The sequence below is a fragment of the Bordetella sp. MIP270_01_BMS genome (genome assembly GCF_054958705.1).
Genome location: NZ_CM143297.1, coordinates 1,971,533 through 1,988,357 on the forward strand (window position 1 = coordinate 1,971,533; position 16,825 = coordinate 1,988,357).

The window sequence follows — 16,825 nt, forward strand, 5'->3', positions numbered from 1 at the left end:
TACTTATCGTTTAAGTAGTAATTAGCATTGAAATAATAGTATGGACGACACACACTGCGCCATCAAAACTGATGAAGCCGCCCGCGCGGTCTGTCCCGATGCCTTTTTCCCCCGACACCCCCGCCAGCGCGGGTCGCGCCTATTCCAGCCTTTCGCCTGCCGTCTGGCGAGGCTCGACCGTGGTGTTCGATTCACTGGACGACTTCGCCGCGCGCAAGCACCGCCAACCTGATGGCTACAGCTACGGCGTCACGGGTACCCCCACCGCCCGGCTGCTGGAAGACCGCATCGCCGCGCTCGAAAACGGGCGACATTGCGTGATCACGCCCTCGGGCGCGGCGGCGCTGATGACCGCCGTAATGGCGTTCGTACGCGCGGGCGACCATCTGCTGCTGTCCGCGGCCTGCTATGGATCGTTGGCATCATTCGCCGACAAATGGCTCGCCGCGCTGGGAGTCGAGATCGAATACTACGCGCCCGGCATCGGCGCCGACATTGAGGCCCTGTTACGCCCCAATACCCGCATGATCTGCCTTGAATCGCCGGGCAGCCTCACCATGGAAATGTGCGACGTGCCGGCCATTGCCGCTGTCGCCCGGCAACGCGGCGTTCTGACCATGATGGACAACACCTGGGCCAGCCCGCTGGGATTCCGACCGCTGGACCATGGAGTCGACTTCAGTGTCGAGGCCGCAACAAAGTTCTTCAGCGGTCATTCGGACGTGCTGATGGGCAGCATCGCCACCAATGACCCTGAGCATTACGCCGTGCTGCGCGACGCGCAGAGCACGCTGGGCCAGCAGGTCAGCCCCGACGATTGCTTCCTCGTCCTGCGCGGCCTGGAAACGCTTTCCTTGCGCGTGCAGGCGCAAGGCGAATCCACCGCGGCGATTGCTGCATGGCTCGCGCAGCATCCGCTGGTCGATCGGGTCTGGTATCCGCCTTTGCCGACCGACGCGGGCCACGCCCTGTGGAAGCGCGATTTCCGCAGCAAGGGATGCCTGTTCTCTTTACAGCTGTCGCCCGCCCGTGAGCCGGCGTACCGCGCATTTTTCGACAGCCTGCGACATTTCGCGATCGGGGCCAGTTGGGGCGGTGTGCATAGCCTGGCGGCCTTCTATCCTGCGGAACTGCAAAGCAGCCGGCAGTACCCGGCGACCGACCAGCCGCTGGTGCGCCTGTCGATCGGGCTGGAAGATCGCGATGTCCTCCAGTCCGACCTGGAAAGCGCGCTGGCGGCGTACGCCAAGGCCCGAGAACAGGCTTGACGACCTACCGGCGGGGCCTGCCCTGCCGCCATAATCACAAATCAAGAGGAAACCATCATGATCAATCACTACGCCAAATGGGCTGCCGGCCTGGCCGTGGCAATGTCGCTGTCGAGCGCGCCCGCCGTCGCCGACACCAAAAACACCATTCTTGAAAGCAAGAAAGTCACCATCGGCATCCACAACCGCCAGCCCTGGGGTTTTCGCGCCGAAGACGGGTCTGCCGCCGGATTTCACCCGGACATCATCCGCGCCGCCTTCGAACGTCTGGGCGTGAAGCAGGTCGATTTCGTCATCACCGAGTTCGGCGCCTTGATTCCCGGGCTGAACGCGGGACGGTTCGACATGGTTGCCTCGGGAATCGCCATCACGCCCGAGCGCTGCAAGGTGGTGATCTTCAGCGAGCCCGACCTCGCCGTCGGCGACAGCCTGATCGTCAAGAAGGGCAACCCCCTGAACCTGCACAGCTATGCCGATATCGTGGCGAACCCGAAGGTGCGGCTGGCCGGAGGCCGAGGCACCCTGAACACCAAGAATGCGGTCGACGCCGGAGTGCCCACCTCGCAGATCACGTATCTGGGCGATGCCCAGGCGATGCTGTCGGCGCTGCTGGCCAACCGCGTCGACGCCGCCACCCTGTCGGCGCCCAGCGTCGCAGGCCTGTTGCAGGATCCCAAGCTGCAGGGCGTCGAGAGGGCCAGCCCCTTCACCGGGCTGGTACGCAACGGCGTGCCCGCGATGATGTACACGGCCATCGCGTTCCGCTCCGACGACACCGCCCTGCGCGATGCCTATGACGAACAGTTGAGAGCCCTGAAGGCTGACGGCACCGTGGACAGACTGCGCGACAAGTACGGCTTCACCGACGACGACAAGGTCGACCCGGCCGTGACGACCGAGCAGGTCTGCGCCGGCAAATACTGATTCCGGCACCGGCATCGCCCATGGAAGGTTTCGACATCCTGGCCGGCATACTCGAGGGCTTTCGAGTGACCGCGCTGGTAACCCTGTACGGCATGATGTGGGCCGTGCCGTTTGCCCTGATCATGGGCGTGCTGCAGTACTTCACTCGGGGCGGCATCCGCTTCGCCGTGACGTGCGTGATCGAGTTCTGGCGCAGTTCGCCCGTGCTGATCCTGTTGTTCGTGCTGTACTACGCGCTGCCCGATTTCGGCATACGGCTGTCCAGCATGACGGTGGGCGCCATGGCGCTGGGCCTGAACATCGGGGGATACGGCAGCCAGGCCGTGCGGGCGGCGCTGCAATCGCTTGATCGCGGCCAGGTCGAGGCGGGCCGCGCCCTGGGGCTGCATCGCCTGCATATTCTCTGGCTGATCGAGCTGCCGCAAGCCCTGTCGGCCATGATGCCGACATTCGTGAATCAGTTCATCCAGCTGGTAAAGGGCACCGCCATCGTGTCGCTGATCACGCTGACCGACATGACTTTCCGTGCGAAGCAGATCGCCGAACTCCAGTACAACCCGGTGGGCGTCTATACCGCGCTGATGATTGCATATCTGATCGTGTGCTACCCGGCCACCCTGCTGGGGCGGCATCTGGAGAATCGCGTTCAGATCAAGGGCCGGGGCCGCCGTGAGATTTGATCCTGAGTTCGCGGTGTCGGTCGTGCCTACCATCCTGACCGGACTGGGCACTACGCTCTGGATCACCGTGGCGGCCTCCCTGGGCGCAGCGGTGCTGGGTTTCATCCTGGAGATCCTGAGGCGCAGTAACCGCTGGGTGGGTTATGTGATGCGCTTCATCATCGACGCCATCCGGTCCACGCCGGTACTGGTGCAGCTGTACTTCATTTACTTCGTGCTTCCCGTCTATGGCCTGACCTTGCCGGCGGTGGCTTCCGGCGTGCTGGGCCTGTCCATCTATTACAGCGGCTATCTGGCCGAAGTATTCAAGGGCGGTATCGACAGCATCGACTCAGGCCAGTTCGAAGCAGGCAAGGCCCTGGGCCTGCGCCGGCACGACGTCATCCTATCGGTGATACTGCCGCAGATGCTGCGCAATGTAGCCGCCCCCATGGGGAATTACTTCGTCTCTGCGCTGAAAGCCACGCCTTATCTTGCCGTGATTGCGGTTCCCGAGATGCTCGGGCTCGCCATGGAAGTCGGCGCGAATTCCTTCCGCTATGCCGAGCCCATGGTGTCGGTCGGCATCATCTTCCTGATTCTCGCGCTCTGCATCAATTTCCTGGTACGCCGGCTCGAACGCCGGCTGCAGACTGCACATGAGCGCTGAGCTGTGCCAAGGACCCAGACCATGACCCCTATGACTCGCGCGCCCGCGGTACGCATCGACGGATTGCAGAAGTGGTACGGCAATTTCCAGGTATTGCACGATATCGATCTGACCGTGCAGGCCAATGAACGCATCGTTATCTGCGGCCCGTCCGGCTCGGGCAAATCGACCCTGATACGCTGCATCAACCAGCTGGAGACCCACGACCGGGGCACCATTGAAGTCAATGGGCAGCCGGTCGGCAGATCCACCCCTCGGATGCATATCGTACGCCGCGATATCGGCATGGTCTTCCAGCATTTCAACCTGTTCCCGCACCTCACCGTACTGGAGAACTGCACGCTTGCATTGCGCAAAGCGCGCGGCATGACCCCGGTTCAGGCCCAGGAGGTGGCCAGACAATATCTGCACAGGGTCCGCATACCCGAGCAGCAGAACAAGTATCCGGGCCAGCTATCCGGCGGACAGCAACAACGCGTGGCCATCGCCCGAGCCCTGTGCATGAACCCGAAAGTCATGCTGTTCGACGAACCCACCTCCGCGCTGGACCCGGAGATGATCAAGGAAGTGCTGGACGTCATGACCGACCTGGCGCGCGAAGGCATGACGATGATATGCGTCACCCACGAGATGAACTTCGCTCGCACCGTGGCCGACAGAGTGGTGTTCATGGATGCCGGCCGCATCGTCGAACAGGCCGACCCCCAGACCTTCTTCGAATCTCCGGCGCACCCTCGCGCCCAACAGTTCTTGAGCCAGCTTCTGTAGGCCAGGCAACCCACCGCAAAGCAAGGACTCCCCATGGCGGACTCAAGTCGCATCTGGACCCAAATCGATTTCAACCAGGACGGCAAGCAGGCGGGCAATCTGCATGTGCCGCACTCCATAGACCTGTCGGCCTACGCGATGATCCAGGTGCCTATCGTCTGCATCCGCAATGGCGATGGCCCCACGGCCCTGCTCACCGCGGGCAACCACGGGGACGAATATGAAGGCCAGATCGCGCTGCGCAAGCTGGCACAGGCACTGCGCCCCGAAGATCTGAGCGGCCGCGTCATCATCGTGCCGTCGCTGAATTACCCCGCCGTCGAGGCTGGAAGACGCGCCTCGCCGGTCGACGAAGGCAACCTCAATCGGCTGTTCCCCGGCCGCGCCAACGGCACGGCAACGGAGATGATTGCTCACTACGTCGACACGGTGCTGTTCCCGCTGGCCGACGTCGTGATCGACCTGCACTCGGGAGGCCGCTCGCTCGATTACGCGCACACTGCCCTGGCGCAGCGCGTGCCCGATGCTTCGCAGGATCAGGCGCTGCGCACTTTGCTGGCCACGTTTGGCGCGCCGCACAGCGTACTGACTTCAGGATCGGGCGGCGGCGGCGCCACGACCCTGTACGCGGCGGCATCGAAGCGCGGCATTCCGGCGCTGACCACTGAACTGGGCAGCGGCGCCACGCTGGATGCCCAGGGCCTGGCGATTGCCGAACAGGGGGTCAGACGCGTGCTGCGCCATTACGGCATCGCACCCGGGCTGGCATGCGAGCCCGCCCCCGCCACCCAGCTGCTGAGCTCGCTCGGCCCCCGCCATGCCATCTATGCGCCCTGCGCGGGCATGATGGAGCCGCTTGCAAAAGTGGGCGAACGCGTGCGGGCGGGCCAGCCCGCGCTGCGCCTGCATTACCTGGAAGACCCGCTGGCGGAGCCGCTGACCCTGCACTTCAGTGCAGACGGCGTCGTGTCATGCCGCCGTTTTCCCACGCTATGCGCGCGCGGCGACGGCCTCTTTCACCTGGCCGCGCCGCTGGACGAAGGCCCGGTCGGACTGCGGGGCCGATAACGATAGCGCCTGCGACCCCGGCTGGCCGCGCTCGACGCGCGAGCCGGCCTCGGGACGGCGCCTGACCGTTATTCGACCATCAGGATCTTCATGCCATTCGTGCCGCCGCTGTCTCGGTAGAAATCGCCCTTGGTCAGGATGATCCAATCCCCGGGTTGCACACGGCCGCGCTTTTTCAGTTCGTCGATGGCGGCGTTGCTGAGGTCGGCAGGGTCGTAGATCGACGCATCGAACGGCACGGTGTAGACACCGCGGAACATGGCCACGCGATGTTGGGTCTTGGGATGCGGGCTATAACAATAAATGGGCACGCCCGAGCGTATGCGCGACATGATGAGCGGCGTGTGCCCGCTTTCGGTCAGGGCAATGATGGCCTTGACCCCCGGAAAATGGTTGGCCGCGTACATGGCCGCGAGGGCGATGGTTTCATCGCAGCGGGTAAAGGTCTCGCCCAGCCGGTGATGGGATCGCGTCGTCGTGGGATGCTTCTCGGCGCCCAGGCAGACGCGCGCCATGGCCTGCACGGCTTCAGTGGGATACTGCCCCGACGCGCTTTCCGCCGACAGCATGACCGCGTCGGTGTAGTCCAGCACCGCATTGGCCACGTCCGACACCTCGGCCCGCGTAGGCAAGGGGCTCGAAATCATGGATTCCATCATCTGCGTGGCCGTGATGACCACCTTGTTCTGTGTGCGCGCGTGCTGGATGATGCGCTTCTGGATGCCCACCAGTTCGGCATCGCCCACTTCCACGCCCAGGTCGCCGCGCGCCACCATGACGCCGTCGCTGGCGCGCACCAGCGAGTCGAGCGCCTCGTCGTCGACCACAGCCTCTGCGCGCTCGATCTTGGCAATGATCCAGGCCTCGCTGCCGGCCGCCCGCACCAGTTGCCGAGCCTCTTCGATATCGCGGCCATAGCGGGGGAACGAGACGGCCACGTAGTCGAGTTCGAGCTCGGCTGCCACCAGGATGTCGGCGCGGTCTTTGTCGGTGAGGCTGGGAGCCGACAGGCCGCCGCCGCGCCGATTGATACCCTTGTTGTTCGACAGAGGCCCGCCCACGGTGACCGTCGTGTGGACCGCATCGTCGACGATGCGATCGACCACCAGCACCACGCGGCCGTCGTCGAGCAGCAGTTCGTCGCCCGGTTTGCAGTCCTGCACCAGTTCGGGGTAATCGATACCGACGATACTGGCGTCGCCGCTGTCTTTGGGATGGCTGTTCGACAGGATGAAGGGCTGGCCAGCACGCAGGACGACCTGCTTGTCGGTAAAGCGGGCAATGCGGATCTTGGGCCCCTGCAGATCGCCCATGATGGCGACGAACCGGCCCTGGCGCGCCGCGATCTCGCGAACCAGCCGCGCACGCTCGCGGTGGTCGTCGGCGGTGCCATGCGAGAAATTCAGCCGCGCCACGTCGACGCCGGCCCGTACCAGCGCTTCTAGCTGTTCGGGCGTGGACGTGGAAGGCCCCAGCGTGGCAACGATTTTGGTGCGGCGCATAACGGACATGGATCACCCTCAGGCTGACAAACAAAGCGCTATGGTACGACGGGCACCGATACCGCGGGTATTATGGGAATAATCTCTACGGCCGCGTTGCAACCGGACCACCCTACCCGTGAAAATCGTCATCGCCCCCGACTCCTTCAAAGAAAGCCTTTCCGCGCCCGACGCCGCCGCCGCCATCGAGCGCGGCGTCAAGCAGGCCTGCCCTGGCGCGCAGACCCTGTGCGTACCCATGGCAGACGGCGGCGAAGGCACCGTCGCCGCCGTGCTGGCCGCCACTGGCGGCCAATGGCGCACGGCAGCTGTGCACGGCGCACTCGGCGAGTCGCTGCAAGCGGCCTGGGGGTGGCTGCCCGATGGCACTGCCGTGATCGAAATGGCCGCCGCGGCGGGGCTCGAACAAACGCCGGCGGCGCAGCGTGAGCCGCTACGGGCCAGCAGCCGGGGGGTGGGCGAACTCGTGCGTGCCGCGCTCGACGCCGGGGCACGCCGCCTGATCCTCGGACTGGGCGGATCCTCCACCACTGACGGCGGCACCGGATTATTGGCTGCGCTGGGTGTGCGTTTTCTCGACGCCGACGGCCGCGACGTGCCGCCGGGCGGCGGCGGCCTGCTTCACCTGCACCGCGTCGACCTACGGCAATTCGACGCGCGCCTGGCTCAAGTCGAAATCGTCATCGCTTCGGATGTCGACAACCCATTGTGCGGCCCGCAAGGCGCCGCGCACACTTTCGGCCCGCAGAAGGGCGCATCGCCCGAGCAAGTCGAATTGCTGGACCGTGGCCTGGCACGTTTGGCGGACATCTGCGCGGCAACGCTCGGTCGCGACGTGCGCGATACCCCGGGATCGGGCGCGGCAGGCGGTCTGGGTTACGCCGCGCATGCCTTCCTGAACGCCGACTTTCGTCCCGGCGTGGAAGTCGTGGCAGAGCTTGGCAATCTGGCCCAGGCCATGCAAGGGGCGGCTCTCGCTTTCACCGGCGAAGGCCGCATGGATGCGCAGACCCTGCGCGGCAAGACGCCCGCAGGCGTGGCGCGCATTGCGCAGCGGGCAGGTGTGCCGGTCATCGCGCTGGCCGGGTCGCTGGGCGACGGATACCAGGCCTTGCATGCCGGGGGCATCACCGCGGCATTCAGTCTGGCGCCCGGGCCGGTCACCTTGCAGCAGGCGTGCGACAACGCCGGCCAATATCTGGGCGACCGCGCGCGAGACATCATGCAACTATGGCTGGCAGCCGGCAAGCGCCGGCTGTAGTCGAGCCGCCACCACGCGGCCTGGCCCGCCCCGATGCGCCTGCCTGCACGACACGCCGCGCATCAGCCCGGCCCGAACCGCACCTGCAGCGCTACGCCGAAACCGGAGAAATGCCTGCCTGCATCAAGGCGTCGGTCAGTTTGATGAATTTCTCGACCGACACTTCTTCGGCGCGCGCAGTGGGTGCAATGTCCAGCGCTTCCCAGGGCACGTGCACGGCCCAGTCGCCCAGCGCACGCCGCAGCATCTTGCGACGTTGGGCGAAAGCGCGCGCCACCACCGCCTGCAGGGCCGCATCGCTGGCCGGGCGCAGCCGGTCGGCGGGCAGCGGCACCATGCGCACCACGGCCGAGACGACGCGAGGCGGCGGATCGAAAGCCTCGGGCGGAACGTCGAACAGCTTCTCCATGCGATAGCGCGATTGCAGCATCACTGACAGGCGGCCGTAATCGGCCGCGCCAGGCAGCGCCACCATGCGGTCGATGACCTCGCGCTGCAGCATGAAATGCTGGTCGCGCACGGTGTCCGCGGCCGCCATCAGGTGAAACAGCAACGGGCTCGAGATGTTGTAGGGCAGGTTGCCCACCACCCTCAGGCCGGCGCCCAGCGTCGCGACGTCAATGGTCAGGGCGTCGGCTTCAATGATGGTCAGCCGTTCTGGCGGATGCTGCTTGCGCAGGCGCGCCGCCAGGTCGCGGTCGATCTCGATGACGGTGAGGTGGTCGAGGCTGCGCAGCAACGGCTGGGTCAGCGCAGACAGGCCCGGTCCGATCTCGACCACGCGGTCTTCGCGCGCAGGCGCGATGGCGCGCACGATGCCTTCGACCACGCTTTCGTCGGTCAGAAAGTGTTGTCCGAAGCGCTTGCGCGCCTGGTGCCTGCTCATGGGTGGCTCGCAGCCTCGGTCAGCGGTTGTTCTGCTCGATCTGCTCTTGCTTTTCGAGACGGTTGTCGATGTAGGCCTCGTTGCGCAGCTGTGCAAGCCAGTCTTCGAAGGCGGGCTCGGCGCGGCGTTCGAAGAGAATCTGCCGCGCCTGCATGCGTTGCAACTCGTCGCTGACATCGTGCTCGCGACGCCCCTCGACCAGGATGAGGTGCCAGCCGAATGGCGACAACACAGGTTCGCTGATGCCCCCTTCGGGCAGTGCGTTCATGGCTTGTTCGAAGGCGGGCACCATTTCTCCGGGATTCACCCAGCCCAGGTCGCCGCCCTGGGGCGCATTGGCGTCCTGCGAATACTGGCGGGCCATGTCGGCGAACGATGCGCCTCCGTTGGCGACGCGCTGGCGTATCTGCGCCAGGCGTTGCCGGGCCTGGTCGTCGTTGATGACGGCCGAGGTCTTGATGAGAATGTGCCGTGCGTGCGTCTGCGTAACCTGGACAGGACCCTGATTGGCCGGCGGCATGTCCGCGCCCGGCTGCGGTTGCAGCGGGGCTTGCGGCGCCGGTGCGGGCTGGGCCGCGGCCTGCCGGCCGCCGGCGCGTTCGAGCACCTTCAGAATATGGAAGCCATTGCCGCTCTGGATGATGCCACTGACCTGGCCTTGCGGCACCGACGAAATGGCCTGCACGAAGAGGTCCGGCCATCCGTCGACCGGGCGGGCGCCCATCACGCCGCCCTGCAAGGCCTCGGGGCCGTCGGACGATGCTGCCGCCAGGCTGGCGAAATCGCCGCCCTGCTTCAATTGGGCCAGCAGGGTCTCGGCCTTTTTACGCAGGCTCGCCACTTCGCTGGGGCTGGCGCCTTCGGGCACGCGTACCAGAATCTGCGCCAGCGCGACGACCTCGGGGCCACCCGCCGCGGCGGGCGCCGCCTGCGGCACCGGCCGGCCTTGCGCGGGGCTGTTGGCGCCCAGCGCCGGGTTATGGGCGCGGTCTTTCAGAAAGGCGTCGACTTCGGCGTCGGTAATGATGATGTTCGAGTCGACCGCACGCTGCCGCAGGCGGTTCATGCGGATATCGTTGCCGATGGATTGGCGGTAGTAGTCCCAGCTGATGCCGGTTTTCTCGATTTCGGCGCGCATCGCGGCCACCGAAATGCGATTGCGTTCGGCAATGGTCTCGACAGCCTGATTGATCTGCGCATCGTTGACGCGTATGCCCAGGCGGTCTGCTTCCTGCTTCTGCAGGCGGTCCATGATGAGGCTTTGCAGCACCTGCCTGCGCAGGATGTCTTGCGGCGGCACCTGGATGCCGCGCTGCTTCAGGTCGCCCGCGGCTCTCACCGACGCGTTCTCGACCTCGCGAAGGGTGATCACGTCTTTGTTGACCACCGCCGCAATGCCGTCGACGAACTGCTCGCGAGGCTGGGCCGGCGCGGCCGGCGCCGCGGCCGGAGCAGGCGGCTTCTGCGCCTGCACGGCGCTGACGCCGGTGCACGCAGCCACGACCAGCAGGTTACCGGGCAGCCGGCGCAAGAGGTGCAAGCTACGCATCATTCATACCTTTCAAATGTGGTGCCCTGAGGCGTCGGGGGCGTGACGGACTGGTAGCCCGGGATGCTCTTGTTCAGCAGGCTCATGGGATCGGTGCCCAGGGAACCCAGGCCGGTCAGTTCAAGCTGGAAAAACACGGCGGTGTTGGCGTCGTTGGCCGACACCGCGTAGCGCTGGAACACCACGCGGCCGGTCCAGCAGCAATCGCCTTTGTATTCGACCCCGGCGATCGCCTGCGTCACGCGAGGCGATTCCTTCGCCGCGGTGTCGGTGGCATCTTCGGTGCGCAGCGAATAGTCGATGCGCCCGACGCCATACCAGCGGTCGGTGAAGGGCCACTGGAACGCCAGGCTGAGTTGATCCTGGCCGCGCGGCTGATAGGCCACGCCGGGCAAGGGGTCGCGCTGGTAGCGATACGACAGCGCCACCGAAGTCAGGCGCTGCGGGCGCCAGCGCGCGCTGATCAGCCCGCGGGACCAGTTGTTGCGGTAAGGGTCGTACTGGGCAGCCACTTCGGTGCTGAGCGTGTCCGTCAGGGCGGCGCTGGCGGCCACCAGGAAATCGGAACGGACGTTGTCGCGCGGCGTTTCACCCGGCAGGGTGACGCGCTGGTCTTCGAAATACAGGCGTTGCGCCGCCGACAGCGACAGCCGCTCGAAACCCGTGTCCGCGTCGAGCCAGCGCGTGGTCAGGGCCGCGGTGAGCTGGTTGGCGTTGGCGATGCGGTCCCAGCCGCCGGTGTAGATGTTTTCCTCGAAGGCCTGGTCGAAGCTGAAATTGGCCAGCGTGGTGTCGTACACCGGCATCTTCGACTGGTCGCGGTACGGCACGCGCAGATAGTACAGGCGAGGTTCGAGGGTCTGGATGGAATCGTTGCCGAACAGGGTGGTGTCGCGTTCGAAGACCAGGCCCGCGTCCACCGAGAAGATGGGCAGCGACCGGGACATCGTGCGCGGATTGTCGGAAAGCCTGTACCAGTCGGTTTGGTACTGGGTGTAGTTCAGGCCGACCTTGGGCGTCAGGAACCAGCCCGGCCGCACGATCGGATAGGCAGCGCTCAGATAGGACTGGAAACGATCGCCATCGGGCCCCAGGCGCCGGCCATCGAGCAGCGGCTGGCGAAAGCGCACAGCGGTGTTCGTGAACTCGACGTCGAAGCCGTTCATGTCGTAGCGCGCGCCCTTCAGGTACAGCTCGGGCAGTTTGTCGTAGGGCGGCGCAAGGGGGGCGTCGGGATCCTGCAGCGTCTGGTACTTGTAGACCTGCGCGTAGGTTTGCCAGTATCGGCTGCTCCAGCCCACCCGGCCGCGTTGCGGCAGATAGGTCGTGGAAGCCTCGTTCAGGCCCAAGGTGGAAAAGTCGCGGAAATAATCGTCGTCGGAGACCTTGGCGACATCCCAGTCGGTATAGAACCCGCCCCCCAGCAACTGCTGGTGCTGCGAACGGAACATCCAGCGCGATTCGCCGGTCTGCGCATCGCTGGACAAATAAGTGCCGACCACGTTGCCGTTGTAGGTACGGCCCATGTAGCGGAACTCGCCGCCCAGTTGCGGCCCGCGCTTGCTCAGGTAGCGCGGCTGCAGCGTCAGGTCGTAGTTGGGCGCCAGATTGAAGTAATACGGTACCGACAGGTCCAGTCCGCTATTGCTGGTAATGCCATAGGTGGGCACCAAGAAGCCCGACTTGCGCTCTTTCTTGACCGGAAAGGTCAGGTAAGGCGATGCCAGGAGGGGCACGTCTTTGAAGTACAGCACCCCGTTGCGCGCCACCCCTTCGTTCTCGTCAAAGTCGAGGTCGACGCTGTCGGCCTTGATATACCAGGACGGATTGGGGCATGGGCAGCCGCTGTACTGCACCGTGGTCAGCCGCATTTGCGAACGGCTGAAGATCTGGGCGTGGTCGGCGCGTGCGTGGCCTCCGCTTGCGCCTATCCAGAAGTCGGGGGATTCGATCTCGCCGCTATCGGTGTCGAGATTGAACTGTGCACGGGGGCCCGTGACCAGGGTGCCATCGCGCATCATGCGCGCGTTGCCTTCGATGTCGACGTCGCCCGTGGCGCTGCCATATTCGATGCGGTCACCCTTGACCACGCCGTCGATGCGGCGCACCTGGGCCAAGCCCGTCAGCGTGACGTTGGAGTCGGGGTCGCCTTGCAGCTGGTCGGATTCGGTATAGGCAGGGATCTGGCCGTCGGGCAGGCGATGCATGCGCAAGCCCGTTGAGCTGCGCAACTGAATGCTTTCGGACGATGGCGCCGCTGCCGGAGCATCGGAGACAGGAACGGTGCGCTGGCTGCCCTGGGCATGCACGGCCCCGGCCAAGCTGACAGCAGAGAGGATCAACCACCGGACCATACGCACCGTGAATGAAAACCTTATCGATAGAACTTCCCGCCCGGGCGCGGATGCGCATGGCAACGGGCGACCCAGCCCTGCACGCGGGTCAGCGTGCCAACGGGAGCGACCCGGTATTATAGAGAAGCCGCGCGCCATCGCCTCCAATGGGGGCGCCAATGGCCGCAACGAAACTCTACAGCACTCTGAGACGGCACTTTGAGCACTCACCACGATCCCCGCCTGGAACAGCTACTTGCATGGCTGCGCACCCTGCCCGCCAGCCTGGAACTCAACCTCGACACCCTGCAGCCGGCGTCCAGCGACGCGAGTTTCCGGCGCTATTTTCGCCTGAACGCGGGCGCACGGACGCTGATCGTCATGGACGCGCCCCCGCCCCATGAAGACGTGACCCCCTTCCTGCACGTTGGCGGCCTGCTGCGGCAGGCGGGCCTGAATGTGCCGCAGGTGCTCGCGCAAGATCCGCCGCGGGGCCTGCTGCTGCTGTCCGACCTCGGGCGCGACACCTACTATCAACGCATCCAGGACGGCCTGGCCGACGCTGACCTGCAGACGCTGTACCGCGACGCCCTGGCTGCGCTGGTGCGCATGCAGCAGGCCCGCACCGATGGGCTGCCCGTCTACGACCAGGGCCGCCTGGCGGCCGAACTCGACCTGTTCCCCGAGTGGTACGTGCAGCGGCACCACGGTGTGGAGCTGGACGACAAGACCTCTGCGGCATTGCAACAGATCTTCGCCCTGCTCTCACGCGCCAACGGCGCGCAGAGCACGGTACTGGTGCATCGCGACTTCCATTCGCCCAACCTGATGGTGTGCGACGATCCCGCCTGCGGCCCCAACCCGGGCGTGCTGGATTTCCAGGATGCCCTGGCGGGCCCGCTGACCTATGACCTGGCCTCGCTTGTCACCGATGCGCGCACCACATGGGAAGAACCGCAACAGCTCGACTGGGCGGTACGCTACTGGGAAATGGCGCGCGCGGCCGGCCTGCCCGTAGACAGCGACTTCGCGAACTTCCACCAGGCCTACGAATGGATGAGCCTGCAGCGCAATCTGCGCATACTGGGTGTTTTCGCGCGGCTGCATCATCGCGACGGCAAGCCGGCCTACCTGGCGCACATCCCGCGCGTGAACGGTTACGTCCGCCAGGTGGCGCAGCGCTACGGGGTGTTCAAGCCGCTACTGCGCCTGCTTGACCAGCTCGACAATCGCGAAGCCAAGGTGGGGTACACCTTCTGATGCGCGCCATGATCCTCGCCGCCGGACGCGGCGAACGCATGCGGCCCCTGACCGACCACACGCCCAAGCCGCTCCTGGAGGCCGGCGGCAAACCGCTGATCGTCTGGCATATTGAAAAACTGGTGGCCGCTGGCATACGCGACATCGTCATCAACCTCGCCTGGCTCGGAGAGCAATTGCCGGCCCGGCTGGGCGATGGCAGCCGCTATGGCGCCCGGATCGCGTATTCGAGCGAACCCCACGCCCTCGAAACCGCGGGCGGCATCGTGCAGGCCCTGCCGATGCTGGGCCCCGACCCGTTCCTGGTCATCAATGGCGACATCTGGTGCGACTGGAACCCCTCGCAGGCCAAGCAGGCCGCCGCCCGGCTGAACCTGGCCGGCGGCAATGCCTGGCTGCTGCTGGTGGGCAATCCCGAGCACCATCCGCAGGGCGATTTCGTCCTGAAACCGGACGGATACGTCGGCACCGGTGACGCGCACCGCCTCACCTTTGCCGGCATCGGGGTGTACCGCCCCGGCCTATTCACGGGCCTGGCGCCCGGCACACCCGCGCCGCTGGCGCCGTTGCTGCGGCAAGCCATGGCCGGCAATTCAGTACTCGGGGACCGTCATGCCGGCTACTGGACCGACGTGGGCACCCCCCAACGTCTGGACGCCCTGAACGCACGCCTTACGGCCACGCGCAACGAATAATTCAAACTGTTTCCAGGCCGTACGTACGCAACCAGACTTATCTGTCGTAACCTGTAGGTGCCAGGACACGGTATTCTCTAGGGTTTGGCCGGTAATCTGCCGGCCGCCGCAATCAATACGGGGCTTATCTCGCATGGGGATGTTCGGACGCTCGCAACGGGCTGTTTTCAAACCTTCGGTGTACCAACCGGGCAAGCGCACGCGCCGCATGCCGCGCTGGCTGGTGCTGTTGCTGGTCGGAATAGGGCTCGGCGCGGGCGGCGTGCTGTTCCTTCAGGCCAACTACGGACCACAGCGCCTGACGGCCGAGCAGTCTGAACAACTGCAGTCAGAATTGAATGCCGCCAATCTCGACCGCCAGCGGCTTCGGGTTCAACTGACAGAGGCCACCGAGCAGCGCGACGCCAACCAGGCCACGCGCGACCAGGCCACGACGGCGCTCGAGCAGGCGCGCGCCCAGATTCAGGCCATGAACCAGGAATTCCAGATCTTCCAGGACGCGATTCCGCCCGATCCGCGTGGCACCGATATAGGCGTGCGGTCGGGCCTGTTCACCCGCGAGCCAGGCAAGCTGAATTACCAGGTGCTGCTGATGCGCGAGAAGCATGAGGGTGCCGCGTTCAAGGGCACCCTGCACCTGGCGGTGCAAGGCGTCTACCGCAACGGACGCTCGGGCACGGTTGAACTCGACCCCATCAGCGTCAGCCTGGGCCGCTACCAGGTGGCACAAGGTGCGGCCGACATCCCTGAAGGGTTCACCCCCCGCTCGGTGCGTATCCAGGTGCTGGATCCTGCCGAGCGCCAGCAGGCCATGCGCATCTATTACGTGCGCGGCTGACGCGTCACGGCGCTCACATCAGCGTCCATCCGAGCCAACCGCGCCAGCCGGCGCGGCCACTTCGTCCATGAGGCGCGCCATTTGTACGTCGAGCTCGGTGACACCGCCCGCCGAATGCGTGGTCAGCACGACGTCGACCCGGTTATATACGTTGAACCATTCGGGATGATGGTCCAGCTTCTCGGCGTACAGGGCGATGCGCGCCATGAACCCGAAAGCCGCATTGAAATCCGGGAAACGAAAGGTCTTCCGGATAGCCTCTCTTCCTACCTGAGGCTGCCAGCCAGCCAGTTCCGCCAGGACGGCCGGCACCTCCAGGCGCGCTGGTTTATTCATTGCCTGTCTCCGCAAGGAGCGGCCACGCGGGCGGCGTGGCCGCCGCATGGCTATTGTCGAACCGCGTACAAGTAGATTTCAACGCGACGGTTGGCTGCCCGACCCTCGGCGGTGCCGTTGTCGGCAATCGGATCGCGCGCGGCGCGCCCTTCTATCGTCATGCGGTCCTGCGCCACGCCCTGCTGAGCCAGGTAGGTCGTGACGCTGCGGGCACGATTGTCGGACAGGGTTTGATTGTGCGCGGCCGAACCGGTGCTGTCGGTATGGCCCACTACTTTGGCGCGCAGCTCGGGGTGCTGGCCCAGCGCGCGTGCCACGCTGTCCAGCACGGGCAGCAGTGCGGGCTTCAGCACGGTCTTGTCGGTGTCGAACGACACATTGCTGGGAATGTTGACCTTCAGGCTGCCATCGGGCATTTCGACGACGTCGATGCCCAGCGAACTCGCACCCGATTGCTGCACGTCTTTTTTCACTCCGGACCAGTTGTAGCCGATCAGGCCGCCCGCCACGGCGCCAATGCCCGCACCGATGGCCGCGCCCCGGCCGTCGCCGATGAGCGCTCCCAGGCCCGCGCCCGCCGCGGCCCCCGCCCCGGCGCCCACGGCGGTGTTCGTCTGCTGGGGCGATGCGCAACCCGCCATCAACACCACGGCAGCCGTCATCGCGGCGATACGGGGAAAGTGTGTTCTTGCTGTTCTTGCCTGCATGGCGGCCTCCTGGTGCTGGGGTTCATTACCGGGACTGCCCGGCTCGCCCATCCTAGCAAGGCAGGTGCGCAGCGCTGCAACATTTTGTACCCCAATGTGGA

Annotated in this window: 16 protein-coding genes; 10 read left to right on the forward strand and 6 right to left on the reverse strand. The window is 65.5% G+C overall.

Translation table 11 applies throughout. The features are described 5' to 3' along the window. Positions 1-98: 98 nt before the first annotated feature. The 6 genes from metC to ACV17W_RS09245 are packed head-to-tail and all read left to right on the forward strand — an operon-like array spanning position 99 to position 5,357. Complete coding sequence (gene metC / locus ACV17W_RS09220) at positions 99-1,268, forward strand: cystathionine beta-lyase (RefSeq protein ID WP_462596124.1); 1,170 nt, start codon at positions 99-101, stop codon at positions 1,266-1,268. A gap of 57 nt (positions 1,269-1,325) precedes the next feature. After that, positions 1,326-2,192 carry an ectoine/hydroxyectoine ABC transporter substrate-binding protein EhuB gene (gene ehuB / locus ACV17W_RS09225; RefSeq protein ID WP_462596125.1) on the forward strand — a complete coding sequence of 289 codons (867 nt, stop codon included), beginning with the start codon at positions 1,326-1,328 and terminating at the stop codon, positions 2,190-2,192. Positions 2,193-2,212: 20 nt separating this feature from the next. After that, positions 2,213-2,872, forward strand: coding sequence for an amino acid ABC transporter permease (locus ACV17W_RS09230; protein WP_462596126.1), 660 nt, complete (start codon positions 2,213-2,215; stop codon positions 2,870-2,872). After that, positions 2,862-3,521: an ectoine/hydroxyectoine ABC transporter permease subunit EhuD gene (ehuD, locus tag ACV17W_RS09235; RefSeq protein ID WP_462596127.1), complete on the forward strand. Its 660-nt coding sequence runs from the start codon at positions 2,862-2,864 to the stop codon at positions 3,519-3,521. The genes ACV17W_RS09230 and ehuD overlap by 11 nt, the downstream gene beginning before the upstream one ends. Before the next feature lie 30 nt (positions 3,522-3,551). Continuing rightward, positions 3,552-4,289: an amino acid ABC transporter ATP-binding protein gene (locus ACV17W_RS09240; protein WP_462596507.1), complete on the forward strand. Its 738-nt coding sequence runs from the start codon at positions 3,552-3,554 to the stop codon at positions 4,287-4,289. Between the two features lie 33 nt (positions 4,290-4,322). Beyond that, a complete protein-coding gene (locus ACV17W_RS09245) occupies positions 4,323-5,357 on the forward strand; it encodes a succinylglutamate desuccinylase/aspartoacylase family protein (RefSeq protein WP_462596128.1) in 1,035 nt (344 codons plus the stop codon). Between the two features lie 68 nt (positions 5,358-5,425). On the opposite strand, the gene pyk is transcribed toward ACV17W_RS09245, so the two are convergent. After that, complete coding sequence (pyk, locus tag ACV17W_RS09250; protein ID WP_462596129.1) at positions 5,426-6,868, reverse strand: pyruvate kinase; 1,443 nt, start codon at positions 6,866-6,868, stop codon at positions 5,426-5,428. A 109-nt stretch (positions 6,869-6,977) separates the two neighbouring features. Here pyk and ACV17W_RS09255 point away from each other — a divergent pair, with 109 nt between their 5' ends. Beyond that, complete coding sequence (locus ACV17W_RS09255) at positions 6,978-8,120, forward strand: glycerate kinase (RefSeq protein ID WP_462596130.1); 1,143 nt, start codon at positions 6,978-6,980, stop codon at positions 8,118-8,120. Positions 8,121-8,211: 91 nt separating this feature from the next. Here ACV17W_RS09255 and rsmA read toward each other — a convergent pair whose 3' ends face one another. Genes rsmA through ACV17W_RS09270 form a run of 3 tightly spaced genes read right to left on the reverse strand, consistent with a single transcriptional unit; the run spans position 8,212 to position 12,915 of the window. Next, the gene (gene rsmA / locus ACV17W_RS09260; RefSeq protein ID WP_462596131.1) at positions 8,212-9,006 is read right to left on the reverse strand and encodes a 16S rRNA (adenine(1518)-N(6)/adenine(1519)-N(6))-dimethyltransferase RsmA; all 795 of its coding nucleotides are present in this window, start codon (positions 9,004-9,006) and stop codon (positions 8,212-8,214) included. A 19-nt stretch (positions 9,007-9,025) separates the two neighbouring features. After that, positions 9,026-10,558: a peptidylprolyl isomerase gene (locus tag ACV17W_RS09265; RefSeq protein WP_462596132.1), complete on the reverse strand. Its 1,533-nt coding sequence runs from the start codon at positions 10,556-10,558 to the stop codon at positions 9,026-9,028. Then, on the reverse strand, positions 10,555-12,915 hold the full coding sequence (locus ACV17W_RS09270) for an LPS-assembly protein LptD (RefSeq protein ID WP_462596133.1): 2,361 nt from the start codon (positions 12,913-12,915) through the stop codon (positions 10,555-10,557). Before ACV17W_RS09270 ends, ACV17W_RS09265 begins: the two co-directional genes overlap by 4 nt. 192 nt (positions 12,916-13,107) lie before the next feature. Between ACV17W_RS09270 and ACV17W_RS09275 the strand changes: the two genes are divergently transcribed. From ACV17W_RS09275 to ACV17W_RS09285, 3 genes are all read left to right on the forward strand, one after another. Continuing rightward, positions 13,108-14,148: an aminoglycoside phosphotransferase family protein gene (locus tag ACV17W_RS09275; protein ID WP_462596134.1), complete on the forward strand. Its 1,041-nt coding sequence runs from the start codon at positions 13,108-13,110 to the stop codon at positions 14,146-14,148. Next, positions 14,148-14,843, forward strand: coding sequence for an N-acetylmuramate alpha-1-phosphate uridylyltransferase MurU (gene murU / locus ACV17W_RS09280; RefSeq protein ID WP_462596135.1), 696 nt, complete (start codon positions 14,148-14,150; stop codon positions 14,841-14,843). The genes ACV17W_RS09275 and murU overlap by 1 nt, the downstream gene beginning before the upstream one ends. 139 nt (positions 14,844-14,982) lie before the next feature. Continuing rightward, entirely contained in the window at positions 14,983-15,681 is a 699-nt protein-coding gene (locus ACV17W_RS09285; protein ID WP_462596508.1) for a DUF6776 family protein, read from the forward strand. Between the two features lie 18 nt (positions 15,682-15,699). Here the strand turns inward: ACV17W_RS09285 and ACV17W_RS09290 are convergent, their stop codons facing one another. Then, complete coding sequence (locus ACV17W_RS09290; protein ID WP_462596136.1) at positions 15,700-16,017, reverse strand: 4a-hydroxytetrahydrobiopterin dehydratase; 318 nt, start codon at positions 16,015-16,017, stop codon at positions 15,700-15,702. 50 nt (positions 16,018-16,067) lie between these two features. Next, the gene (locus tag ACV17W_RS09295) at positions 16,068-16,724 is read right to left on the reverse strand and encodes an OmpA family protein (protein ID WP_462596137.1); all 657 of its coding nucleotides are present in this window, start codon (positions 16,722-16,724) and stop codon (positions 16,068-16,070) included. Between the last annotated feature and the right edge of the window lie 101 nt (positions 16,725-16,825).

Excerpts from the sequence above, each read along its gene's own strand:
- metC (WP_462596124.1), top strand. The coding sequence starts at position 99 with ATGCCTTTTTCCCCCGACACCCCCGCCAGCGCGGGTCGCGCCTATTCC.
- ehuB (WP_462596125.1), top strand. The coding sequence starts at position 1,326 with ATGATCAATCACTACGCCAAATGGGCTGCCGGCCTGGCCGTGGCAATG.
- ACV17W_RS09230 (WP_462596126.1), top strand. The coding sequence starts at position 2,213 with ATGGAAGGTTTCGACATCCTGGCCGGCATACTCGAGGGCTTTCGAGTG.
- ACV17W_RS09240 (WP_462596507.1), top strand. The coding sequence starts at position 3,552 with ATGACTCGCGCGCCCGCGGTACGCATCGACGGATTGCAGAAGTGGTAC.
- ACV17W_RS09245 (WP_462596128.1), top strand. The coding sequence starts at position 4,323 with ATGGCGGACTCAAGTCGCATCTGGACCCAAATCGATTTCAACCAGGAC.
- pyk (WP_462596129.1), bottom strand. The coding sequence starts at position 6,868 with ATGTCCGTTATGCGCCGCACCAAAATCGTTGCCACGCTGGGGCCTTCC.
- rsmA (WP_462596131.1), bottom strand. The coding sequence starts at position 9,006 with ATGAGCAGGCACCAGGCGCGCAAGCGCTTCGGACAACACTTTCTGACC.
- ACV17W_RS09265 (WP_462596132.1), bottom strand. The coding sequence starts at position 10,558 with ATGATGCGTAGCTTGCACCTCTTGCGCCGGCTGCCCGGTAACCTGCTG.
- murU (WP_462596135.1), top strand. The coding sequence starts at position 14,148 with ATGCGCGCCATGATCCTCGCCGCCGGACGCGGCGAACGCATGCGGCCC.
- ACV17W_RS09285 (WP_462596508.1), top strand. The coding sequence starts at position 14,983 with ATGTTCGGACGCTCGCAACGGGCTGTTTTCAAACCTTCGGTGTACCAA.
- ACV17W_RS09290 (WP_462596136.1), bottom strand. The coding sequence starts at position 16,017 with ATGAATAAACCAGCGCGCCTGGAGGTGCCGGCCGTCCTGGCGGAACTG.
- ACV17W_RS09295 (WP_462596137.1), bottom strand. The coding sequence starts at position 16,724 with ATGCAGGCAAGAACAGCAAGAACACACTTTCCCCGTATCGCCGCGATG.